A 22,129-nucleotide genomic window follows, 5' to 3' on the forward strand; every position below is an offset into this window, starting at 1 on the left:
CATAGATTTAGTTCCGGGAGTCAGACAGTGAGTGCTAAGATCCATTGTCGAAAGGGAAACAGCCCAGACCATCAGCTAAGGTCCCCAAGTGTGTGTTAAGTGGGAAAGGATGTGGAGTTGCACAGACAACCAGGATGTTGGCTTAGAAGCAGCCACCATTGAAAGAGTGCGTAATAGCTCACTGGTCGAGTGACTCTGCGCCGAAAATGTAACGGGGCTAAACACACCACCGAAGCTATGGCTTGATGCTTGCATCAGGGGTAGGGGAGCGTTGAATGCGGGTTGAAGGTGTACCGTAAGGAGCGCTGGACTGCATTCAAGTGAGAATGCCGGTATGAGTAACGAAAAGATCTGTGAGAATCAGATCCGCCGAAAGCCTAAGGGTTCCTGAGGAAGGTTCGTCCGCTCAGGGTAAGTCGGGACCTAAGGCGAGGCCGATAGGCGTAGTCGAAGGACAACAGGTCGAAATTCCTGTACCACCGTAATCCGTTATGAGCGATGGGGTGACGCAGTAGGGTAGTGACGCGGACTGATGGATGTCCGTCTAAGCAGTGAGGCTGGTGTGTAGGCAAATCCGCACATCGTTAAGGCTGGGCTGTGATGGGGAGCGAAAATTGTAGTAGCGAAGGTCATGATCTCAGACTGCCAAGAAAAGCCTCTAGCCAGGAGAAGGTGCCCGTACCGCAAACCGACACAGGTAGGCGAGAAGAGAATTCTAAGGCGCGCGGAAGAACTCTCGTTAAGGAACTCGGCAAAATGACCCCGTAACTTCGGGAGAAGGGGTGCCTCGGTAGGGTGAATAGCCCGAGGGGGCCGCAGTGAAAAGGCCCAAGCGACTGTTTAGCAAAAACACAGGTCTGTGCGAAGCCGCAAGGCGAAGTATACGGGCTGACGCCTGCCCGGTGCTGGAAGGTTAAGGGGAGTGGTAAGCCTTCGGGCGAAGCTATGAACCGAAGCCCCAGTAAACGGCGGCCGTAACTATAACGGTCCTAAGGTAGCGAAATTCCTTGTCAGGTAAATTCTGACCCGCACGAATGGCGTAACGACTTGGGCGCTGTCTCAACGAGAGATCCGGTGAAATTTTAATACCTGTGAAGATGCAGGTTACCCGCGACAAGACGGAAAGACCCCATGGAGCTTTACTGCAGCTTGATATTGAATTTGGGTACGATCTGTACAGGATAGGTGGGAGCCGTAGAACTTTGAGCGCCAGCTTGAAGGGAGGCATCCTTGGGATACCACCCTGATCGTATCTAGGTTCTAACTTGGTACCGTAATCCGGTGCGAGGACAGTGTCAGGTGGGCAGTTTGACTGGGGCGGTCGCCTCCTAAAGAGTAACGGAGGCGCCCCAAGGTTCCCTCAGAATGGTTGGAAATCATTCGAAGAGTGCAAAGGCAGAAGGGAGCTTGACTGCGAGACCTACAAGTCGAGCAGGGACGAAAGTCGGGCTTAGTGATCCGGTGGTACCGCATGGAAGGGCCATCGCTCAACGGATAAAAGCTACCCTGGGGATAACAGGCTTATCTCCCCCAAGAGTCCACATCGACGGGGAGGTTTGGCACCTCGATGTCGGCTCATCGCATCCTGGGGCTGAAGTAGGTCCCAAGGGTTGGGCTGTTCGCCCATTAAAGCGGTACGCGAGCTGGGTTCAGAACGTCGTGAGACAGTTCGGTCCCTATCTGTCGTGGGCGTAGGAAATTTGAGAGGAGCTGTCCTTAGTACGAGAGGACCGGGATGGACGTACCGCTGGTGTACCAGTTGTTCCGCCAGGAGCACCGCTGGGTAGCTATGTACGGAAGGGATAAGCGCTGAAAGCATCTAAGCGTGAAGCCCCCCTCAAGATGAGATTTCCCAATTAGTAAGACCCCTTGAAGACGACGAGGTAGATAGGTTGGGGGTGGAAGTGCAGTAATGCATGGAGCTGACCAATACTAATCGGTCGAGGGCTTATCCTAAGAATAAAACGCAAATGAGTTTCGGATCCAGTTTTCAAGGTGTAACCTTGAAGGTATGTACAAGTGACATACAACAAGCGCATGGCTATTCATTCACACGATAAGTGATGAAGCGAATACCATACGAAAGAATTTACGATGTAAATTCATGTTTGGTGGCGATAGCGGAGGGGTTCCACACGTACCCATCCCGAACACGACCGTTAAGCCCTCCAGCGCCGATGGTACTTGGACCGCAGGGTCCTGGGAGAGTAGGACGTCGCCAAGCGATATCCTTTAGAGGATGATAAATTTTTACATGTTAGGGCCTTTAGCTCAGCTGGTTAGAGCGCACCCCTGATAAGGGTGAGGTCGGTGGTTCGAGTCCACTAAGGCCCACCACTTCTAGAATAACAAAAAGATTGGGGCCATAGCTCAGCTGGGAGAGCGCCTGCCTTGCACGCAGGAGGTCAGCGGTTCGATCCCGCTTGGCTCCACCAATATTCCCTGATAGCTCAGTTGGTAGAGCACTCGACTGTTAATCGAGTTGTCACAGGTTCGAGTCCTGTTCGGGGAGCCATATTTTGAATATTTCTGACTTTTATATATTAAGGTGGCGGCGTAGCTCAGCTGGCTAGAGCGTACGGTTCATACCCGTGAGGTCGGGGGTTCGATCCCCTCTGCCGCTACTCGGAGAGATACCCAAGTGGCTATAAGGGGACCCTCTGCTAAGGGGTTAGACTGCGAAAGTGGTGCGAGGGTTCGAATCCCTCTCTCTCCGCCATAAATTTATTGAGACCGGAACTTATTTTGCAAGGCCCGTTGGTCAAGGGGTTAAGACACCTCCCTTTCACGGAGGTAACAGGGGTTCGAATCCCCTACGGGTCATAATATGGAGGCTTAGCTCAGCTGGGAGAGCATCTGCCTTACAAGCAGAGGGTCGGGGGTTCGATCCCCTCAGCCTCCACCATAAGAAAATTTGAAAAATGCTTTTTAATGTCGCGGGGTGGAGCAGTTCGGTAGCTCGTCGGGCTCATAACCCGAAGGTCGTAGGTTCAAATCCTGCCCCCGCAATTAATTTCCTATTGGAAATGCCTCTGGAACTGTGGTGTAGAGGCCTAACATGCCTGCCTGTCACGCAGGAGATCGCGGGTTCGAATCCCGTCAGTTCCGCCATTTTAGCTTCATATATAATTGGCATATATAGTGCGGATTATATGATGTAGTAATAAAATTTAATATGGCTCGGTAGCTCAGTCGGTAGAGCAGAGGACTGAAAATCCTCGTGTCGGCGGTTCGATTCCGTCCCGAGCCACCTTTCAAGTGGGAAATGAGTAATGTGCCGGTGTAGCTCAACTGGTAGAGCAACTGACTTGTAATCAGTAGGTTGGGGGTTCAAGTCCTCTCGCCGGCACCATTTTGGAGGATTAGCGAAGTGGCCAAACGCATCAGACTGTAAATCTGCTCCCTTACGGGTTCGGTGGTTCGAATCCATCATCCTCCACCAGTCTTTTCATAATCATATGGCGGTCGTGGCGAAGTGGTTAACGCACCGGACTGTGACTCCGGCATTCGTGGGTTCAAGCCCCATCGGCCGCCCTTTATTCTTAATCTATTGGGGATTAGCCAAGCGGTAAGGCAACGGACTTTGACTCCGTCATGCATAGGTTCAAATCCTATATCCCCAGCCATTAAGAGCCATTAGCTCAGTTGGTAGAGCACCTGACTTTTAATCAGGGTGTCGAAGGTTCGAGTCCTTCATGGCTCACCATTTATAATTATTTTGCGGTCGTGGCGGAATTGGCAGACGCGCACGGTTCAGGTCCGTGTGGGCTAACCCCCCGTGGAGGTTCGAGTCCTCTCGACCGCACCATATTTTGCGGACGTGGCTCAGCGGTAGAGCATCGCCTTGCCAAGGCGAGGGTCGCGGGTTCGATTCCCGTCGTCCGCTCCATTATCCATACGGCGCCATAGCCAAGTGGTAAGGCAAAGCTCTGCAAAAGCTTCATCCCCAGTTCAAATCTGGGTGGCGCCTTGACTACTCATTATGGAATTTAATATGCGCCCTTAGCTCAGCTGGATAGAGCGTTTGACTACGAATCAAAAGGCCGGGAGTTCGAATCTCTCAGGGCGCGCCATTTCTTAAAAAAATGTATAATGTCGGGATGTAGCTCAGCTTGGTAGAGCACCTGGTTTGGGACCAGGGGGTCGCATGTTCAAATCGTGTCATCCCGATACTGTTTTGCGGGTGTAGTTCAATGGTAGAACTCCAGCCTTCCAAGCTGGTAGCGTGGGTTCGATTCCCATCACCCGCTTTTTGCTATAGCGGATTCTTGTTGCCTCAGTGGTGACACCTTATAAATAAAGAGAGCCTGTCTGGGGACAGAGCTCTCTCTTTTTTTGTATTTATCCTCATGTAATCCACAATGTGTTGATTATCCATAATCTTCGGTATCGGTGTATATCGTTCTGATCATGCAACTGGTATACACCGATATCCGATCTAGTGGACAGTTTTTACACGGGAATGGTCAGCTGGATGGAGGTTCCCTCGTCTGGAGCAGAGGTTATGCTCATAAATCCCCCTACCCCTCTAGCTCGTTCTTCCATACTGAACAATCCAACTCCCTCTCCTTGGGACTTTCCAGAGAATCCAATGCCTTTATCCCGAATGGTCACTTGTATCATTTCATTTTGATCCTCAACGTCGACATATGCCTCTGCCACATCTGCGTATTTGGCTACATTCGTTAATGCCTCTTGTACAATCCGATAAATTGCAATTTCCTTGCGAATATCAACCCGTTTACGTAGATTGCATTGAAAATGCACCTCAATCCCGTAATGAGAACAGAAGTTTTCAATATAGGTTCTTATGGCTGGGACGACACCCAGATCATCCAGAACTGAGGGACGAAGTTCCCACGCTAGACCACGAACATCTTTGATGATGTCGGTCACCTGCGAACGAAGATTCTCCAGAGTAGCACTAGGTTGTTCGGCAAGTTGGCTATCCAATTGGATAATAAGTGAAAACAAGCTTTGCCCTATCCCATCATGCAGCTCTCTTGAAAAGCGTTTACGTTCTTCTTCCTGTATTTGCATGACTTGTGTCATCATAGACTGAAGTTCAGCTTCTACTCTTTTCAGTTTAGTGACCTCATTGCGGATCGCTAAGTACTGATAGGGTTTACCTTCCTCGTCCATAAACGGAACGATCGTAGTATTCACCCAGTAGTAGCTGTTATCTTTAGCACGATTACGTATTTCTCCTTGCCATACCTCACCTGAACGGATCGTAGTCCACAGGTTTTTCATGAAGGCGGGGGTATGATAGCCTGAATTAATGAGACGATGATCCTGACCGATCAGCTCTTCACGACTGTATTGCGAAATCTCACAGAACTTGTCGTTTACGTACTGAATAATACCTCGATGATCGGTCAAAGCAACGATGGAAGACGTATCTAGAGCAAATTTCAGGTTGGATAATTGGTGGAGTGAGTTACGCAGCGCATGAAGAAAAGGGGATTCTGGTATATAAATTTCCAGATCATTCAGCAGTTTATCGGTTGATTCACCAAAGGCATGCTGCAGTAAAGGGTTAGAAGGTTCATTCATAATGGAGCAGCCCCTTTTTTAGTGCGAATTTGACTAGCTCAGGTCGTGTTTTCAAGTTAAGCTTCTCCATAAGATTGCTTTTATGGGACTCTACGGTTTTGACACTAATCACCAGGTGCTCGGCAATTTCCTTGTTGGCATATCCTTTGGCTACCCAGGATAGAATCTCTTTTTCCCGCTCAGACAAGGATTCATAGGGTCCGGCTATGCCTTCCTGTTTGATTTTGTCTAGATATTCACTCATCAGTCGTTTGGTTGCATTCGGGTACAAATAGGCACTACCTTCGGCCACAGACTGGATGGCAGCGAGTAACTCCTCGTGAGGTGCGCTTTTTAAAATATATCCGGATGCTCCAGCTTGAATGGCTCGGAACAGATATTCTTCATCGTCATGCATCGTTAAAATAAGGACTTCTGTATCGGGCAGCTGTTTTTTTAATTCAGTGGTTGCTGTGAGACCATCTTTTCCAGGTGGCATGCTAAAATCCATGAGCACAACATGAGGTTGTAGCTCCACTGCCTTGCGGATTGCCTCATCCCCGTCTGCTGCATCTCCTACTACCTTAATACCGTTTTTGCCGTCCAATAGGGCCATGAGGCCAGAACGTACGACAACGTGATCATCCACTACTAGTATACGAATCAATTTGTCATCCCCTCGAACGGTAAAAAACCGTACGTTTTGTCATAATCATAGCAAATTTTAGGGATTTCAATCAACAAAGATAGTTAGGGACAGCTATATCAAGTATCTGATGAGGATCATTATCTATAGAAACATTGTTGAGCTATGGAGTGAGAGGGTAAGCACATAGTTGGCTAAGGCGTTGAGCTACTTGAGTAGCCTCGGCTATATCAGACTCTGTGAACATCCTCACATCACGATTACCAAGAAGCAGCACACCGTTGGGCAGATCTCCTGTGCTGGAAAAGGGAATGGCAACAGCAGAGTGAAGCTGCTCGGCCAGCATTAGTGCACATTCCTGACGCAGACGTATACTACCTGATAGCAAAGCACTTACAGTTACGGTACGCCCCAAGCGAACAGCCATACCGGCAATACCATGGCCAATCTTAAAAGAAATAAGTCGATAGCGATTGCTTCGGCTACCAGAGGCGTAATACCAATGCAACCTACCACCTGACTTGGACATAAATGCAAGGGCAGTGAGATCACTATAAATAGTATCTCTCAACTGGTTCAGTTCTTTTCGCATTTCATCCGTTATTTGTAGCATAGAAGACACATCCTTTTTCATAACCAAACTATATCTCTAGTTCATTGTAGTTTCGACAGTTGCAAAAGTAGATCGGGGAACCCCCTGATCTATAGGCGCAGGAAACACTGACTTTTCATCTGGTCGGATAAGGAGTAGGGAAATGGTCGATAAATGGGGCGTTAGCTTACTTCGGAAGTGATATTTATCACAGCAAATCAGGGAGTAGGAAGGTATAAAATCAGGTGTTCTCCCGATAACAACCCAGGCGTTAAAACATTATGATATAGATATCAGGTAAACACGAGGAGGACGCTAACATGCAAGCCACTTGTATGGAACGGTTTGGGGACGAAGCGGAACGCACGGGAATTCAGATTTATTTGACAGATGAGCATTTTGATCTGCTAAAAGATATTATGTCCTGGAAGAAGGTAAAGGCAGGCGTTATGCTTTTCCGAGAGGGCGATGATGCAGAGCAGCTTTATTATATACATTCAGGTCATGTCAAACTTCGTAAATCGACAGAAGATGGTAAAGAACTGATTCTGACCATTCAGCATCAAGGCGACTTAATTGGGGAATTTAGCGGGATAGATGGAGAAGAGTATAGTTGCACTGCGGAAACAGCCGATGTGTGTGAGTTAGGCGTCGTGCTTGTTAAGGATCTGGAGTCGCTCTTGTCCAAAAATGGGGAAATGGCACTTCAGTTCATCCAGTGGATGGCGATGAAGCAACGCATTATGCAATCGCGTTTTCGGGACTTACTGTTGTATGGTAAAACTGGAGCATTAGCGTCTACATTGATCCGTGCTAGCAATACATGTGGCGTGGCTGTGAAGGATGGCATTTTATTAAATATGAAGCTAAGTCACTCCGAATTAGGTGAGATGATTGGAGCGACGCGCGAGAGCGTGAACCGGATGCTGAGCGCGCTGAAAGAACAGGGAACCCTAGATACAAGGGATGGAAAGATTGTCATTCACGATCTCAAGGTATTACGTGGCATGTGCTGCTGTCCTTCGTACGGCCAATGTGCCCATGAAATTTGTCGCCTCTAATATATGAATACCATTAGGCGGGGTCCAAGAGACTTCGCCTTGCCGCAGGTCTTATAGCAATCTAGCGCATGGGGTACGAACAACATAGATTACCAAATAACTAATTAACGTCGTATAGCGGCTAATTAGCAATAAAGTATATATATTAAATGGAACTGAATGCATGACATTTTATGAACCAACCGTTTTGAAGTAACAGTGGAGCTAATTCTAATAATGGTTGAATAAAAGGAGGAAGGGAGCCCAAGTTTTTTTTAAAAAAAAAGGGTATTTTTACAAGTTGCTTTCTCTGGCTGAAAATGATATATTATTTGAGCTGACAACAAAACAGCAGTTTCAAAAGCGAAAAGCTTGGGTGAAATGATCTTTAAAAAAAGAAAAAAAAAGCCCTTGCATTTTTGAAACGAACATGATATGATTTTATAGCTGCTGAAAAACGCAGCGAAAGAGAAATGTTTGATCTTTGAAAACTGAACAACGAGTGAGTAAAACGATTTTGTTCGCAAAATCAAACAAGAGATATTTTATCTCGTCAGTTTCAAAATGAGCTTATCGCTCTTTCTATAAACCAGCTTCGGTTGGTCTTTAATGGAGAGTTTGATCCTGGCTCAGGACGAACGCTGGCGGCGTGCCTAATACATGCAAGTCGAGCGGGGTTATTTAGAAGCTTGCTTCTAAATAACCTAGCGGCGGACGGGTGAGTAACACGTAGGCAACCTGCCCACAAGACAGGGATAACTACCGGAAACGGTAGCTAATACCCGATACATCCTTTTCCTGCATGGGCGAAGGAGGAAAGACGGAGCAATCTGTCACTTGTGGATGGGCCTGCGGCGCATTAGCTAGTTGGTGGGGTAAAGGCCTACCAAGGCGACGATGCGTAGCCGACCTGAGAGGGTGATCGGCCACACTGGGACTGAGACACGGCCCAGACTCCTACGGGAGGCAGCAGTAGGGAATCTTCCGCAATGGGCGAAAGCCTGACGGAGCAACGCCGCGTGAGTGATGAAGGTTTTCGGATCGTAAAGCTCTGTTGCCAGGGAAGAACGTCTTGTAGAGTAACTGCTACAAGAGTGACGGTACCTGAGAAGAAAGCCCCGGCTAACTACGTGCCAGCAGCCGCGGTAATACGTAGGGGGCAAGCGTTGTCCGGAATTATTGGGCGTAAAGCGCGCGCAGGCGGCTCTTTAAGTCTGGTGTTTAATCCCGAGGCTCAACTTCGGGTCGCACTGGAAACTGGGGAGCTTGAGTGCAGAAGAGGAGAGTGGAATTCCACGTGTAGCGGTGAAATGCGTAGAGATGTGGAGGAACACCAGTGGCGAAGGCGACTCTCTGGGCTGTAACTGACGCTGAGGCGCGAAAGCGTGGGGAGCAAACAGGATTAGATACCCTGGTAGTCCACGCCGTAAACGATGAATGCTAGGTGTTAGGGGTTTCGATACCCTTGGTGCCGAAGTTAACACATTAAGCATTCCGCCTGGGGAGTACGGTCGCAAGACTGAAACTCAAAGGAATTGACGGGGACCCGCACAAGCAGTGGAGTATGTGGTTTAATTCGAAGCAACGCGAAGAACCTTACCAGGTCTTGACATCCCTCTGACCGGTCTAGAGATAGACCTTTCCTTCGGGACAGAGGAGACAGGTGGTGCATGGTTGTCGTCAGCTCGTGTCGTGAGATGTTGGGTTAAGTCCCGCAACGAGCGCAACCCTTATGCTTAGTTGCCAGCAGGTCAAGCTGGGCACTCTAAGCAGACTGCCGGTGACAAACCGGAGGAAGGTGGGGATGACGTCAAATCATCATGCCCCTTATGACCTGGGCTACACACGTACTACAATGGCCGGTACAACGGGAAGCGAAATCGCGAGGTGGAGCCAATCCTAGAAAAGCCGGTCTCAGTTCGGATTGTAGGCTGCAACTCGCCTACATGAAGTCGGAATTGCTAGTAATCGCGGATCAGCATGCCGCGGTGAATACGTTCCCGGGTCTTGTACACACCGCCCGTCACACCACGAGAGTTTACAACACCCGAAGTCGGTGGGGTAACCCGCAAGGGAGCCAGCCGCCGAAGGTGGGGTAGATGATTGGGGTGAAGTCGTAACAAGGTAGCCGTATCGGAAGGTGCGGCTGGATCACCTCCTTTCTATGGAGAATCGTTTCCTGCAACGGAAACATTCAAATATGAAGCATTAGCTTCAAAAACTACTCACTCGTTGCTCAGTTTTGAGAGCTCAAACTCTCAAAAAAAGCTGGTTGTTTACAGCTTTGCACCTTGAAAACTGGATACCGAAACGAAATTGCGTTTTAGAATATTCCTTTAAGCTGATCTTGTGTAAACAAGTGAAATAAAGGTAGCTGCCTTGAATTTCATTCACACGTAAGTGTTGAACCGAAATTCAAAGCAAATCGTATTTACGATGTAAATACTAGGTTAAGCTACAAAGAGCACACGGAGGATGCCTAGGCGCCAGGAGCCGACGAAGGACGTGGCGAACAACGATAAAGCCTCGGGGAGCTGTAAGCAAGCTTTGATCCGGGGATGTCCGAATGGGGAAACCCGGCTGTCTTCATCGACAGTCACTTTCTGCTGAATACATAGGCAGAATAGAGGCAGACCAGGGGAACTGAAACATCTAAGTACCCTGAGGAAGAGAAAACAATAGTGATTCCGTCAGTAGCGGCGAGCGAACGCGGATTAGCCCAAACCAAGGAGCTTGCTCCTTGGGGTTGTGGGACGTCTCACATGGAGTTACAAAGGAACCGGTTAGATGAAGAGGTCTGGAAAGGCCCGCCAGAGAAGGTAAAGGCCCTGTAGTTCAAAACTGGTTCCCTCCGAGACGGATCCCGAGTAGTGCGGGGCACGTGAAACCCCGTATGAATCCGGCAGGACCATCTGCCAAGGCTAAATACTCCCTGGCGACCGATAGTGAAGCAGTACCGTGAGGGAAAGGTGAAAAGCACCCCGGAAGGGGAGTGAAATAGATCCTGAAACCGTGTGCTTACAAGAAGTCAGAGCCCGATCTATGGGTGATGGCGTGCCTTTTGTAGAATGAACCGGCGAGTTACGTTCCCGTGCAAGGTTAAGGTGAAGAGCTGAAGCCGCAGCGAAAGCGAGTCTGAATAGGGCGAATGAGTACGTGGACGTAGACCCGAAACCGGGTGATCTACCCCTGTCCAGGGTGAAGGTGCGGTAACACGCACTGGAGGCCCGAACCCACGCATGTTGAAAAATGCGGGGATGAGGTGGGGGTAGCGGAGAAATTCCAATCGAACCCGGAGATAGCTGGTTCTCCCCGAAATAGCTTTAGGGCTAGCCTCGGAAAGAAGAATCGTGGAGGTAGAGCACTGATTGGGTGCGGGGCCCGCAAGGGTTACCAAGCTCAGTCAAACTCCGAATGCCATAGATTTAGTTCCGGGAGTCAGACAGTGAGTGCTAAGATCCATTGTCGAAAGGGAAACAGCCCAGACCATCAGCTAAGGTCCCCAAGTGTGTGTTAAGTGGGAAAGGATGTGGAGTTGCACAGACAACCAGGATGTTGGCTTAGAAGCAGCCACCATTGAAAGAGTGCGTAATAGCTCACTGGTCGAGTGACTCTGCGCCGAAAATGTAACGGGGCTAAACACACCACCGAAGCTATGGCTTGATGCAATGCATCAGGGGTAGGGGAGCGTTGAATGCGGGTTGAAGGTGTACCGTAAGGAGCGCTGGACTGCATTCAAGTGAGAATGCCGGTATGAGTAACGAAAAGATCTGTGAGAATCAGATCCGCCGAAAGCCTAAGGGTTCCTGAGGAAGGTTCGTCCGCTCAGGGTAAGTCGGGACCTAAGGCGAGGCCGATAGGCGTAGTCGAAGGACAACAGGTCGAAATTCCTGTACCACCGTAATCCGCTATGAGCGATGGGGTGACGCAGTAGGGTAGTGACGCGGACTGATGGATGTCCGTCTAAGCAGTGAGGCTGATGTGTAGGCAAATCCGCACATCATTAAGGCTGGGCTGTGATGGGGAGCGAAAATTGTAGTAGCGAAGGTCATGATCTCAGACTGCCAAGAAAAGCCTCTAGCCAGGAGAAGGTGCCCGTACCGCAAACCGACACAGGTAGGCGAGAAGAGAATTCTAAGGCGCGCGGAAGAACTCTCGTTAAGGAACTCGGCAAAATGACCCCGTAACTTCGGGAGAAGGGGTGCCTCGGTAGGGTGAATAGCCCGAGGGGGCCGCAGTGAAAAGGCCCAAGCGACTGTTTAGCAAAAACACAGGTCTGTGCGAAGCCGCAAGGCGAAGTATACGGGCTGACGCCTGCCCGGTGCTGGAAGGTTAAGGGGAGTGGTAAGCCCTTCGGGGCGAAGCTATGAACCGAAGCCCCAGTAAACGGCGGCCGTAACTATAACGGTCCTAAGGTAGCGAAATTCCTTGTCAGGTAAATTCTGACCCGCACGAATGGCGTAACGACTTGGGCGCTGTCTCAACGAGAGATCCGGTGAAATTTTAATACCTGTGAAGATGCAGGTTACCCGCGACAAGACGGAAAGACCCCATGGAGCTTTACTGCAGCTTGATATTGAATTTGGGTACGATCTGTACAGGATAGGTGGGAGCCGTAGAACTTTGAGCGCCAGCTTGAAGGGAGGCATCCTTGGGATACCACCCTGATCGTATCTAGGTTCTAACTTGGTACCGTAATCCGGTGCGAGGACAGTGTCAGGTGGGCAGTTTGACTGGGGCGGTCGCCTCCTAAAGAGTAACGGAGGCGCCCCAAGGTTCCCTCAGAATGGTTGGAAATCATTCGAAGAGTGCAAAGGCAGAAGGGAGCTTGACTGCGAGACCTACAAGTCGAGCAGGGACGAAAGTCGGGCTTAGTGATCCGGTGGTACCGCATGGAAGGGCCATCGCTCAACGGATAAAAGCTACCCTGGGGATAACAGGCTTATCTCCCCCAAGAGTCCACATCGACGGGGAGGTTTGGCACCTCGATGTCGGCTCATCGCATCCTGGGGCTGAAGTAGGTCCCAAGGGTTGGGCTGTTCGCCCATTAAAGCGGTACGCGAGCTGGGTTCAGAACGTCGTGAGACAGTTCGGTCCCTATCTGTCGTGGGCGTAGGAAATTTGAGAGGAGCTGTCCTTAGTACGAGAGGACCGGGATGGACGTACCGCTGGTGTACCAGTTGTTCCGCCAGGAGCACCGCTGGGTAGCTATGTACGGAAGGGATAAGCGCTGAAAGCATCTAAGCGTGAAGCCCCCCTCAAGATGAGATTTCCCAGTATGTAAGACCCCTTGAAGACGACGAGGTAGATAGGTTGGGGGTGGAAGTGCAGTAATGCATGGAGCTGACCAATACTAATCGGTCGAGGGCTTATCCTAAAAATAAAACGCAAATGAGTTTCGGATCCAGTTTTCAGGGTGTAACACCTTGGAAGTATGTAGAAATACATACGAAATACGCATTGAAATTCATTCACACAGCTGTGATGAACCGAGTTTCAATACGGAAGAATTTACGATGTAAATTCATGTTTGGTGGCGATAGCGGAGGGGTTCCACACGTACCCATCCCGAACACGACCGTTAAGCCCTCCAGCGCCGATGGTACTTGGACCGCAGGGTCCTGGGAGAGTAGGACGTCGCCAAGCACGATAAAAAGAGCACAGCCTTAACGGGCTGTGCTCTTTTTCCTATAACCGATTTATTTATCATTCACCTGAAAGATCACCATTATGGATTCGGTCAAAAGTTTTATGGTATCTTGGTTGTCCTTTATATAGTGTTGCTTAGTCAGCATTTTTAACTGAGGACAGTATTAACTGGGGCAGTTAATCTATTTCAACCTGTTCTGTCTGAAGGACACTCAAGGCTTGAAGTTTACGGGTAATTTCTTTTTGCCACTTGGTATCTCCGACTTGTACGGCAAGATTGAGAAGGTCCAAATAATCATCAATATGCAGGGAGGTTTTACTGAAAGTTTCTTTCACTGCGGTCCTGCCTCCTTTAAAGTCTATGTGTATTTATCGTTTAATAATGATAATCATTATCATAATATGATCTTATTCATATTATGCCTGTGTTCTAGATAAATTGCAAGTTATGATATGAATGAATTTTGAAGCACGCAAATGAGGGCTTGAAAAAACAAACCCTTCTCCTTAAGTTCACGCATTGTTCACGTCTTTTCTATGGAACATAATGAAAAGAACAAGCGGGCATTGAGTGTCCACCAATAAGGAGGGCAAATTGCGCAATGCTTCAACAAGAGGAGGAAAAAGACCATGAGCAGAACAAAAATGAAAGCGTTTGCTATTATGATGGCGAGCGCCTTGGCATTGACGCTGGCAGCTTGTAATAACGGACAAAGCGCAAGTCCGGGAAATTCAGGAGAACCGAGCAAAGGCACCGCAACGAAAGATGTTACGATTACCTTTCAGAACATCAATCCTGATCCGAGCACCCCTTCGTACAAAATGATTAAGCAAATTGTAGGTCAATACGAGCAGGATCATCCTTATGTCAAAATTGAATTGGATTCGCTAAATACAGATCAACAAAAGCTTAAGCTGAAAACACAGGCAGCGGCGAAGGAAGTGCCTGATATCACGATTGTAAACCCTGCTGCACAGATGAAGCCATTCGTAGATGCCGGGCTGCTAGCTCCATTAAACGATGTGGCTGATAAAGAGGGGTTAAAAGATACGTTCCAGAATGGACTTCTTAATTACTATAGCTTCGATGATAAGCTCTACGCTTTTCCGGACGGCAACAATATAGAAGTGGTGTTTTACAATAAGGAACTGTTCAAGCAGGCGGGAATCCAGAAGTTGCCGACCACCTTTGACGAGCTGATTACGACGGTCAAAACGCTGAAGGCGAAGGGAATTACTCCGATTGCCATTGGGGAAAAGGATTCATGGACGGGGTCCCTCCTTTTTATGAACATTTTGTTGCGTACGAATGAAGGACCGAATTTTCTCAATGATGTATTGGACGGTAAGAAGACGTTTAACGACCCGGCTTTTGTGGAAGCGGTGGATGCATTTCAGGAATTGGTGCAGGCAGGAGCTTTCCCGGATGGAGCTACGTCTATTGACTACAATGCAGGTGGTAATATTTTTAAAACAGGAAAAGCCGCGATGTATATCATGGGTACATGGGAAACGGGGTCAATTGATGCTTCTTCGGTAGCGGGTAAGGTAGGAGCGTTTCAATTCCCTACGGTGAATGGCAAGGGTGATGTGAATGAGTATGTAATTGCGCCGGGCAGCGCATTTGCGGTATCTGCGAACAGTGAACATTTACAGGAGACGAAGGATTTTCTGCATTATTTTATTAAGGAGATGCCCAAAATTCAGTTTGATCTGAAAAATGCGATTGGCAGCGGTCAGAAAATGAAAGGTGATCTGAAGGAAGCGGGCTACTCCGAGTTAGCGATTAGTCTTAATGAGCTGTTCAAGAATGTAAAAGGGGGCGATCTCGCTTTTGATAATACGATGAATCCGGCTATTGCGCAGGCGCATCTGAGTAGCATTCAAAACCTGTTCGTACAAAAAGAAGACTCCGCACAAGTTGCCAAGGAACATCAAAACACTTTTGAAGCGAATAAATAAGTGAGGATTTTACAAAAATCCAGTAAGCGACTTCCGATGAACAGTATATAGATCGAAATGGCCTAGTTCATCTAGATATTGCACTTTGGAGTGACTGGAATGGAATTTTGCAAAATCCCGAAGTAGCAGGCACTAGGGAGGGGGCGGAATGCTTCTTCCCTGATTGGAAATCATGTAGGTTGTACATCCTCAGAAGATGTTCAGAATCAACATAAAGGAGATTAGAGCATGAATGTACTGAAGGTGCCAGCACGTACCATTGCCGTTTTCGTGCTACCCTGCCTGTTGTTGTATACCTGTATGGTATTTGTTCCAATTTTGGTGTCGGTATATTGCGGATTGCTGGATTGGAACGGAATCGCCGAGGCAAAGTTTGTGGGGGTGGCTAATTTTGAGCGGATTTTCACATCAGATTCAGTGTTCTGGCCATCCGTGAAACGGACTATGATGTTCGCTGTGTTTTCCATGCTGGAAATTCCGTTTTGTCTGCTGCTGGCGATCTTGCTTAATCGCTATGTGCGTAAGGCCAATACGCTGGTAACGATGTATTTTCTGCCGGTTATTCTGTCGGTGGTCATTATCGGGCAGCTGTGGAAGACGATCTATAATCCAGCCTCGATGGGTGGAATGCTGAACGGTATTTTGCTGGCGATTGGGCTGGAAAGCTGGACACGCTCGTGGCTGACGGAACCGCAGATCGCGATGTACGCCCTCTATTTTGTATCGTTATGGCAGTATTTTGGCTATCATTTGCTTATCCAGTTTACCGGGGTACAAAATATACCGAATGAGCTGTACGAAGCAGCCAAAATTGATGGAGCTGAAGGATTCAAAGCAGACCGCTATATTACGCTGCCGCTCATTGTACCTATTTTCAAGATATCAATTGTATTAGCATTTATCGGCTCCCTGCAATCGTTTGATTTGATTTGGGTGATGACGGGGGGAGGACCAGCCCATGCGACGGATACAGTATCTACGTATATGTACAATATGTCCTTTTTATCGATGAAATACGGATATGGCAGTGCATTGGCTTCAATTCTCGTAGTGATTTGCTTGTCATTTACAATTGTGATAAATTTTGTTTTCAAACGAATCGAAAATAAGGTAAGCTAAAGGAGATGGAACTGTTGAATGTCTTGAAGAAAACGGGAGTCTTTTTCTTATTGGCAATCTTAATGGTCACGCAGCTGTATCCACTCTTTTGGCTGCTGACCTATTCGTTGAAGACAAATGAAGAGATATTGAGCTCAAGCTTCTTTGCACTCCCTCAAGTGCCTCAGTGGCACAACTATCAGGAAGCCTATGAATCAGGGAGCTACTTGCGTTATTTAGGAAACAGTGTGCTGGTAACCGGGGTTACGATGATTTTCGTCATTTTATTGAGCTCGATGACTGCTTATGCGATTACACGTTTTCGTTGGCGCTTCGGGGCTGTTGTGCTGACCATGTTTCTGATCGGGATGATGATCCCGATGCAAGCTACACTGCTGCCGCTGATGGTGATGTTTAAAAATGTCAATATTCTGAATACGTATTTCTCACTGATTTTACCCTACATTGCTTTTCAGACACCGATTGCGGTCTTCATCCTATCCGGCTTTATGCGGTCCATTCCCCACGAAATTGAAGAGTCCGCTTACATTGACGGAGCGAGCATTTATCGTATTTTCCGCAGTGTAATCTTACCCATCTCGATTCCGCCTACCATGACGGTATGTATTTTAACTTTCATTAATATCTGGAATGAATACATTATGGCTGCCACCTTTATCTCGTCCGAGAAGCTCAAAACTCTCCCTTTCGGCGTATATACGTTCGTCAGCCAGTATTCTGTGAACTACGGTAATATTGGTGCTTTTCTAGTCATGGGTGCCTTACCGGTCATTATTATTTATTTTGTTCTGTCCGAAAATATCACCAAGGGTATGGTTGCGGGAGCGGTTAAAGGATAGGCGGCCGATGCGAAAGGAGCGCAGAGAGGTATGATGCGCCGTTTTCAATCCATTCAATACCGCTTGTTTGTTCTGTTCCTATTAAGCATGTCGGGCATTGTGCTGGCGGTCAGTCTATTATTTTACAACCGTACTACGGTGCAGTTCCATGATAAGGTCAGCGAGCTGGCGCGTAAAAATGTATCCCAGACGGCAGGACTGTTCGAATTGCTGCTCGGCAGCTATAATAGTCTCTCCAAATCAATCAGCAACAATATGGATTTGGTTCGTCTGTTGACGACGGATAGTAGTGATTTACCTGCTGTCAATTACATCAACGAACGTACGATTACGAATATTCTGGGGGCTATCTATTATTCGCGTGAAGATCTGATTGGCATCCATGTCATCACAGACACAGGCAAGGTATATAACTATGGCAATTATATGAATGTCATTGATACTCATTACGAACAGACGGAATGGTATAAGGAAATTCGAAAGTCGGCGGGAAAAATTGCATGGCTGGGCGTGTATCCTCACTCTGTCATTGATCAGGTGGAAACCAGACCCGTGTTTGCGTTTGGACGGCAGCTCTATGATTTGGATGAGCACAAGCCGATTGGTATTGTCCTGTTTGAGGCTGAGCCGGGTTCTGTTTTGTCGGCTCTCCACAATTTGCGGTTAGGTACCAATAGTCAGGTATATCTGTTGGGTCATGAAAATCGAATTGTGTCGGCCACTTCCTCTGATCCGCCACCGGATTTACGAAATCTAGAGCAGCAGGCACCAGAGGAGGAAGTTATTGTAAATCGAAGTAATGAGAATGTTGTAATCGCTTCCAAGTTGCCGTTTGCCGACTGGTCTGTGATTAGTGTGACACCTAGTGAGGATCTGAACGTGGAGCTGGTGCAAAATCAAAGGTACCTATTTATCGTGGCACCTATACTTATTATTGTGTCGGCGTTAATTGCGTCCATCGTCTCCAGAAGCATTTCCCTTCCGCTCAAGCGAGTCATTCGGGAGATGAAGCGAGTAGAGACAGGGAATTTCCGCCATACGGTAAACACCAAATCCTATGAAGAAATCAATCAGCTAGCTACCTCCTTTAACCATATGGTAAGACGAATTGCAGAGCTAATCGAGCTGGTGCGTATATCATCGGTCAGTGAAAAAAATGCGGAGCTACACGCGCTACAGACGCAGGTCAATCCACATTTTTTGTATAATACGCTGGATATGATCTATTGGATGCTGGACGAAAAGGGACAGGATCAGCTCGGAGAGGTGATCCTCTCCTTATCCCATATGTTCCGTTACAGTAGCCATTGGGAAGAGGGGGCTGATGTAAGCCTTCGTGAAGAAGTGGAGCAGGTTGGCCACTATCTCACCATTATTCAAGCTCGGCTGGAGGGCAGGGTATCTGTAGACATTAGCATTAATGAACGATGGATGGATATCCGCTTGCCAAAAATGACCTTACAGCCCTTGATTGAAAATGCGGTGAAGCACGGACTGGAGCCTCTTCATGCGAATACAGGTGGCAAGCTGCTCGTCAGAGCGGAGGAATATGAGGGTGTATTGAGCCTGCACATCATCGACAACGGTGCAGGGATGGAGTACGAACGATGGGAGGTGGTCCAGGTCGCTTTGGCAGAACCCGGCAAACAGGCGGGCAGCGGGCAGGCGGGAGGCATCGGCCTGCAAAACCTAAATTTACGGCTACGGCACATGTTCGGAGAAGAGTACGGCCTACGGATCTCTAGCGCACCTGGGGCCGGAACAACAGCCACTGTAAGTGTGCCTCTGCCACAGAAGGAGGAGAAACATGAATATTCTGATAGCTGACGATGAAAGTATGATACGGCAGGGGATTCGGCGTACCATTGGCCAAGCTCTACCAACCTGCGGCATTCATCTCGCTGCTTCCACCGAGGAAGCAGCAGGCATTCTGGCGGAGCATCCTGTAGATATTGTATTAACTGATATCCTGATGCCTGGCATGGATGGTCTGGAATTCATGCGTATTTCTAAGCGAAAGCATCCTCATCTGCAGTGGGTTGTCATTTCGGCCCATTCCGACTTCCAATATGCGCAAAGAGCAGTAAAGCTGGGTGCCAAAGACTACCTGTTAAAGCCGATTGGTAAAAGAAAGCTGCTGGAATGCATTGAAATGTTGGCAGCCGAGGCGCTTGTAGCCTCGCAGCAGGCGAACGAGGGTAGGCTTCTCAAATCCAATATGGTTTATTTGCGTGAAGCCGTTTTCCAGCGCTATGCCCTTGGATTGGATACTGGTAAGCTGGATATACAGCCTTTTGTCGAAAATTATCCGGAATTCCATCTCTTCATGGTTCGCATGGAACCTGATCACAAGCAGACACATCTGGAGCATTTTATGATTGAAAATGTACTGTCCGAACTCGTTGAGGCAGGGGGCAGCGGCTTTGTCGTTAGTCTAGACCGCCATAGTCTGCTGGGTATTGCAAGGCTAAGGAATGAGGCAGAGGCCGCACGGCTAGAGACGTTGCTCGAATCCCATTTGAAGCGTTATGTGAAGGTGCCCCTACAAATTACACGTTCGGGTGTTCATCACAATTTTGCTTCCATACCTGAAGAGGTGGCGCGGCTAAGACGTACGCCAGAGGAGATTGCAGCCGCAGCAACGGATACAGGAGAATGTCTCCGCAAAGGCATGCATACGGTAGATGTAGCATTGCAATACATTCGGGCTCACTTTACAGAGGAGCTGTCACTTGAAAAAGTGGCCTCAATTGTATTTTTAAATCCGGTGTATTTTAGCCAGTTATTTAAGCAAAAGACGGGACAAGGCTATAAGGATTACGTCATTTCCTTGCGTATGGAGGAGGCGAAGCGGCTGCTCAGTGATCCTCATTTGCGGCTGGCTGATATTTCAGAGCGGATCGGCTATCAGGATATGCGGCATTTTACACAGGTATTCCGGCGCAAATGTGGAATGACTCCAACCGAGTATCGACATCAGGGAGTCAAGTAAGGCGATATCAACGACCGAATGAAGGAAGTTTATCCAGCATCAGACTGTTTCAGGAGTAGAGCGGTAGACATCTACTCGGGAACAGTCTTTTTTGTGTTTTCAGCTTGTAGCAGTTCAACCAATTTGCGAGCTGCATTGGATAAATAACGATCCTTGCGCCATACGACGGCAGGCCGTGTGAAGGGGAACGGCTCCTTAATGGAGAGTGTGCGAAATCTGTCCCCGTATTCTTGTCCCAAGCCAGCGTCTGGAATGATGGTAATTCCCATGCCTGTGGAAACGAGCGAGAGAATGGTCGATATTTCAGGACAGTCCAGTACGACGCGCGGAACAAGATGGTGTTCCTGAAATTTGCGTATGACGGTTTCGTATAGTCCGTGTCCCTCTGTTCGGCGTCCCAGCAAGAGGTCATAGCTGGCAGCTTCTTGTAACGTAATTTCCCCACTGGGATGACGATCTGCCCATTCAGACGGAAGTACGGCAACAAAGGAAACGCCCTCCAACTCAATTGAATGGTACGATTTGTCATCTACCGGAAGCAGCAACAGGGCCAGATCCACTTTATTTTGGTGCAGCAGCTCTTCCAGATGGTGTGTGTCTCCGTGTCCTATTTTAATGTATACCTCTGGATAATCCTGATGAAAGCGGCTGAGTTGTTCAGTAATCAGAGACATACAGGCGGATGACGTGCCTATAGCAAGTGTGCCGGTTACTTTGTTTTCAAACTCCCCAATTTCTCTACAGGTGTCCTCCATTTCAGCCAATAATCGTTTGGCGCGTGTATACAGTGTATACCCGGCCTCGGTAACTTCCCACTTCTTTCCTTCACGGTAAATCAGCTTTACGCCAAGCTCGTCCTCCATATTTTTGAGTTGTTGACTCAGTGGAGGCTGGGCCATGTTGAGCGTTCTGGCAGCCTTGGTGATTTGCCCATCCTCCACGATGACACAAAAGTAATGCAGATGCTTCATATCCATTGGGATTCCTCCTTATTTCTAAACAACGCTTCAATTTGGATACTTATAAAGTATGTATTACATATATTATATATATTTTTCGTGTGCAGGGAACAGGCGTATAATTTTTGACAGTAATGCATGGGTGAACATAAAACGATGGAGTGGAAGGAGGGGACATATGAAAAAAATGATTGTAGGAATATCGGGAGCGACAGGGTCGATCTTTGGTATCCGTATATTGCAACAATTACGAGAGGCTGGAGTAGAGAGTCATCTGGTACTATCCCCGTGGGCTATTGCGAACATTCCCTATGAGACAGGCTATACGGTGAAGGAAGTGGAGGCAATGGCGGATGCAGTCTACTCGTATAAGGATCAGGCTGCGCGTATTTCCAGCGGCTCCTTCCGGGTAGACGGTATGGTCGTCGCTCCTTGCAGCATGAAGACTCTTGCCTCTATTCGTATCGGTATGGCGGACAACCTGCTCACCCGATCAGCGGATGTGATGCTGAAGGAGCGAAAGAAGCTACTGCTCATGACCAGGGAAACACCATTAAGCAGTATCCATCTGGAAAATATGCTGGAGCTGTCACGTATGGGCGTGATGATCCTGCCGCCGATGCCTGCCTTTTATAATCATCCTGCAAGTATCGAGGAATTGGTAGATCATATTGTTTTTCGCGTATTAGATCAGTTCGGTATCGTCACAACCGCAGCTAAACGATGGGATGGAATGAAGCAAACTGACTCCAGACTGCACCAGAATTGAGAAATCGAAAGACGAAGGAGAATGAAT

Annotated in this window: 12 protein-coding genes, 21 tRNA genes and 5 rRNA genes (1 of these 38 running past the window's edge); 33 read left to right on the forward strand and 5 right to left on the reverse strand. The window is 48.1% G+C overall.

Features of this window, described 5'->3' with window-relative positions; genetic code table 11:
* From MKY35_RS01695 to MKY35_RS01805, 23 genes are all read left to right on the forward strand, one after another.
* Positions 1-1,956: ribosomal RNA gene (locus MKY35_RS01695) — 23S ribosomal RNA — on the forward strand (it extends 970 nt beyond the left edge of the window).
* A gap of 151 nt (positions 1,957-2,107) precedes the next feature.
* A 5S ribosomal RNA gene (gene rrf, locus MKY35_RS01700) occupies positions 2,108-2,224 on the forward strand.
* Between the two features lie 36 nt (positions 2,225-2,260).
* Positions 2,261-2,337: transfer RNA gene (locus MKY35_RS01705), tRNA-Ile, on the forward strand.
* A 22-nt stretch (positions 2,338-2,359) separates the two neighbouring features.
* Positions 2,360-2,435 (forward strand) — tRNA-Ala (locus tag MKY35_RS01710).
* Between the two features lie 4 nt (positions 2,436-2,439).
* Positions 2,440-2,515, forward strand: a tRNA-Asn gene (locus tag MKY35_RS01715).
* 35 nt (positions 2,516-2,550) lie between these two features.
* Positions 2,551-2,624 (forward strand) — tRNA-Met (locus tag MKY35_RS01720).
* A gap of 3 nt (positions 2,625-2,627) precedes the next feature.
* Positions 2,628-2,719: transfer RNA gene (locus MKY35_RS01725), tRNA-Ser, on the forward strand.
* Between the two features lie 32 nt (positions 2,720-2,751).
* A tRNA-Glu gene (locus MKY35_RS01730) sits at positions 2,752-2,823 on the forward strand.
* 6 nt (positions 2,824-2,829) lie between these two features.
* A tRNA-Val gene (locus tag MKY35_RS01735) sits at positions 2,830-2,905 on the forward strand.
* 30 nt (positions 2,906-2,935) lie between these two features.
* Positions 2,936-3,009: transfer RNA gene (locus tag MKY35_RS01740), tRNA-Met, on the forward strand.
* A gap of 25 nt (positions 3,010-3,034) precedes the next feature.
* Positions 3,035-3,111, forward strand: a tRNA-Asp gene (locus MKY35_RS01745).
* Between the two features lie 66 nt (positions 3,112-3,177).
* Positions 3,178-3,250 (forward strand) — tRNA-Phe (locus MKY35_RS01750).
* Positions 3,251-3,276: 26 nt separating this feature from the next.
* A tRNA-Thr gene (locus MKY35_RS01755) sits at positions 3,277-3,352 on the forward strand.
* A gap of 4 nt (positions 3,353-3,356) precedes the next feature.
* A tRNA-Tyr gene (locus tag MKY35_RS01760) sits at positions 3,357-3,442 on the forward strand.
* A gap of 19 nt (positions 3,443-3,461) precedes the next feature.
* Positions 3,462-3,534: transfer RNA gene (locus MKY35_RS01765), tRNA-His, on the forward strand.
* Between the two features lie 17 nt (positions 3,535-3,551).
* Positions 3,552-3,626: transfer RNA gene (locus tag MKY35_RS01770), tRNA-Gln, on the forward strand.
* Positions 3,627-3,630: 4 nt separating this feature from the next.
* Positions 3,631-3,706: transfer RNA gene (locus tag MKY35_RS01775), tRNA-Lys, on the forward strand.
* A 14-nt stretch (positions 3,707-3,720) separates the two neighbouring features.
* Positions 3,721-3,808: transfer RNA gene (locus tag MKY35_RS01780), tRNA-Leu, on the forward strand.
* 6 nt (positions 3,809-3,814) lie between these two features.
* Positions 3,815-3,889 (forward strand) — tRNA-Gly (locus MKY35_RS01785).
* Positions 3,890-3,899: 10 nt separating this feature from the next.
* A tRNA-Cys gene (locus MKY35_RS01790) sits at positions 3,900-3,970 on the forward strand.
* Positions 3,971-3,996: 26 nt separating this feature from the next.
* A tRNA-Arg gene (locus MKY35_RS01795) sits at positions 3,997-4,073 on the forward strand.
* Between the two features lie 23 nt (positions 4,074-4,096).
* A tRNA-Pro gene (locus MKY35_RS01800) sits at positions 4,097-4,170 on the forward strand.
* A 9-nt stretch (positions 4,171-4,179) separates the two neighbouring features.
* Positions 4,180-4,250, forward strand: a tRNA-Gly gene (locus tag MKY35_RS01805).
* Between the two features lie 202 nt (positions 4,251-4,452).
* On the opposite strand, the gene MKY35_RS01810 is transcribed toward MKY35_RS01805, so the two are convergent.
* The 3 genes from MKY35_RS01810 to MKY35_RS01820 form a co-directional block, all read right to left on the reverse strand.
* Entirely contained in the window at positions 4,453-5,556 is a 1,104-nt protein-coding gene (locus tag MKY35_RS01810) for a PAS domain-containing protein (RefSeq protein ID WP_029516027.1), read from the reverse strand.
* On the reverse strand, positions 5,549-6,202 hold the full coding sequence (locus MKY35_RS01815; protein ID WP_029516026.1) for a response regulator transcription factor: 654 nt from the start codon (positions 6,200-6,202) through the stop codon (positions 5,549-5,551). The genes MKY35_RS01810 and MKY35_RS01815 overlap by 8 nt, the downstream gene beginning before the upstream one ends.
* Positions 6,203-6,344: 142 nt before the next feature.
* Positions 6,345-6,794: a GAF domain-containing protein gene (locus MKY35_RS01820; RefSeq protein WP_342445414.1), complete on the reverse strand. Its 450-nt coding sequence runs from the start codon at positions 6,792-6,794 to the stop codon at positions 6,345-6,347.
* Positions 6,795-7,093: 299 nt separating this feature from the next.
* On the opposite strand from MKY35_RS01820, the gene MKY35_RS01825 reads away from it, so the two are divergent.
* The 4 genes from MKY35_RS01825 to rrf (MKY35_RS01840) all read left to right on the forward strand — a co-directional run bounded on the left by MKY35_RS01825 (position 7,094) and on the right by rrf (MKY35_RS01840) (position 13,459).
* On the forward strand, positions 7,094-7,834 hold the full coding sequence (locus tag MKY35_RS01825) for a Crp/Fnr family transcriptional regulator (RefSeq protein ID WP_029516024.1): 741 nt from the start codon (positions 7,094-7,096) through the stop codon (positions 7,832-7,834).
* Positions 7,835-8,419: 585 nt separating this feature from the next.
* Positions 8,420-9,975: ribosomal RNA gene (locus MKY35_RS01830) — 16S ribosomal RNA — on the forward strand.
* A 286-nt stretch (positions 9,976-10,261) separates the two neighbouring features.
* A 23S ribosomal RNA gene (locus tag MKY35_RS01835) occupies positions 10,262-13,190 on the forward strand.
* A 152-nt stretch (positions 13,191-13,342) separates the two neighbouring features.
* Positions 13,343-13,459 (forward strand): 5S ribosomal RNA (rrf, locus tag MKY35_RS01840).
* Together the 16S, 23S and 5S rRNA genes form the textbook arrangement of a ribosomal RNA operon.
* Before the next feature lie 180 nt (positions 13,460-13,639).
* Here rrf (MKY35_RS01840) and MKY35_RS01845 read toward each other — a convergent pair.
* Complete coding sequence (locus MKY35_RS01845; RefSeq protein WP_165147892.1) at positions 13,640-13,798, reverse strand: hypothetical protein; 159 nt, start codon at positions 13,796-13,798, stop codon at positions 13,640-13,642.
* Positions 13,799-14,092: 294 nt separating this feature from the next.
* On the opposite strand from MKY35_RS01845, the gene MKY35_RS01850 reads away from it, so the two are divergent.
* From MKY35_RS01850 to MKY35_RS01870, 5 genes are all read left to right on the forward strand, one after another.
* On the forward strand, positions 14,093-15,424 hold the full coding sequence (locus MKY35_RS01850; RefSeq protein WP_342445415.1) for an extracellular solute-binding protein: 1,332 nt from the start codon (positions 14,093-14,095) through the stop codon (positions 15,422-15,424).
* Positions 15,425-15,652: 228 nt separating this feature from the next.
* Positions 15,653-16,543 (forward strand): sugar ABC transporter permease, encoded by an 891-nt coding sequence (locus MKY35_RS01855; RefSeq protein WP_340884120.1) that lies wholly within the window; start codon positions 15,653-15,655, stop codon positions 16,541-16,543.
* A 14-nt stretch (positions 16,544-16,557) separates the two neighbouring features.
* Positions 16,558-17,382: a carbohydrate ABC transporter permease gene (locus MKY35_RS01860; protein ID WP_342445416.1), complete on the forward strand. Its 825-nt coding sequence runs from the start codon at positions 16,558-16,560 to the stop codon at positions 17,380-17,382.
* A gap of 30 nt (positions 17,383-17,412) precedes the next feature.
* Complete coding sequence (locus MKY35_RS01865; RefSeq protein ID WP_342445417.1) at positions 17,413-19,209, forward strand: sensor histidine kinase; 1,797 nt, start codon at positions 17,413-17,415, stop codon at positions 19,207-19,209.
* Positions 19,190-20,374, forward strand: a complete 1,185-nt coding sequence (locus MKY35_RS01870) for a response regulator (RefSeq protein ID WP_342445418.1) — start codon at positions 19,190-19,192, stop codon at positions 20,372-20,374. The genes MKY35_RS01865 and MKY35_RS01870 overlap by 20 nt, the downstream gene beginning before the upstream one ends.
* 71 nt (positions 20,375-20,445) lie before the next feature.
* Here MKY35_RS01870 and MKY35_RS01875 read toward each other — a convergent pair whose 3' ends face one another.
* Positions 20,446-21,351: a LysR family transcriptional regulator gene (locus MKY35_RS01875; RefSeq protein WP_342445419.1), complete on the reverse strand. Its 906-nt coding sequence runs from the start codon at positions 21,349-21,351 to the stop codon at positions 20,446-20,448.
* A gap of 160 nt (positions 21,352-21,511) precedes the next feature.
* On the opposite strand from MKY35_RS01875, the gene MKY35_RS01880 reads away from it, so the two are divergent.
* Entirely contained in the window at positions 21,512-22,102 is a 591-nt protein-coding gene (locus tag MKY35_RS01880; RefSeq protein ID WP_342445420.1) for a non-oxidative hydroxyarylic acid decarboxylases subunit B, read from the forward strand.
* Positions 22,103-22,129: the final 27 nt, after the last annotated feature.

It is taken from the genome of Paenibacillus sp. FSL L8-0638 (assembly GCF_038593075.1).
Lineage (GTDB): Bacteria > Bacillota > Bacilli > Paenibacillales > Paenibacillaceae > Paenibacillus > Paenibacillus polymyxa_D.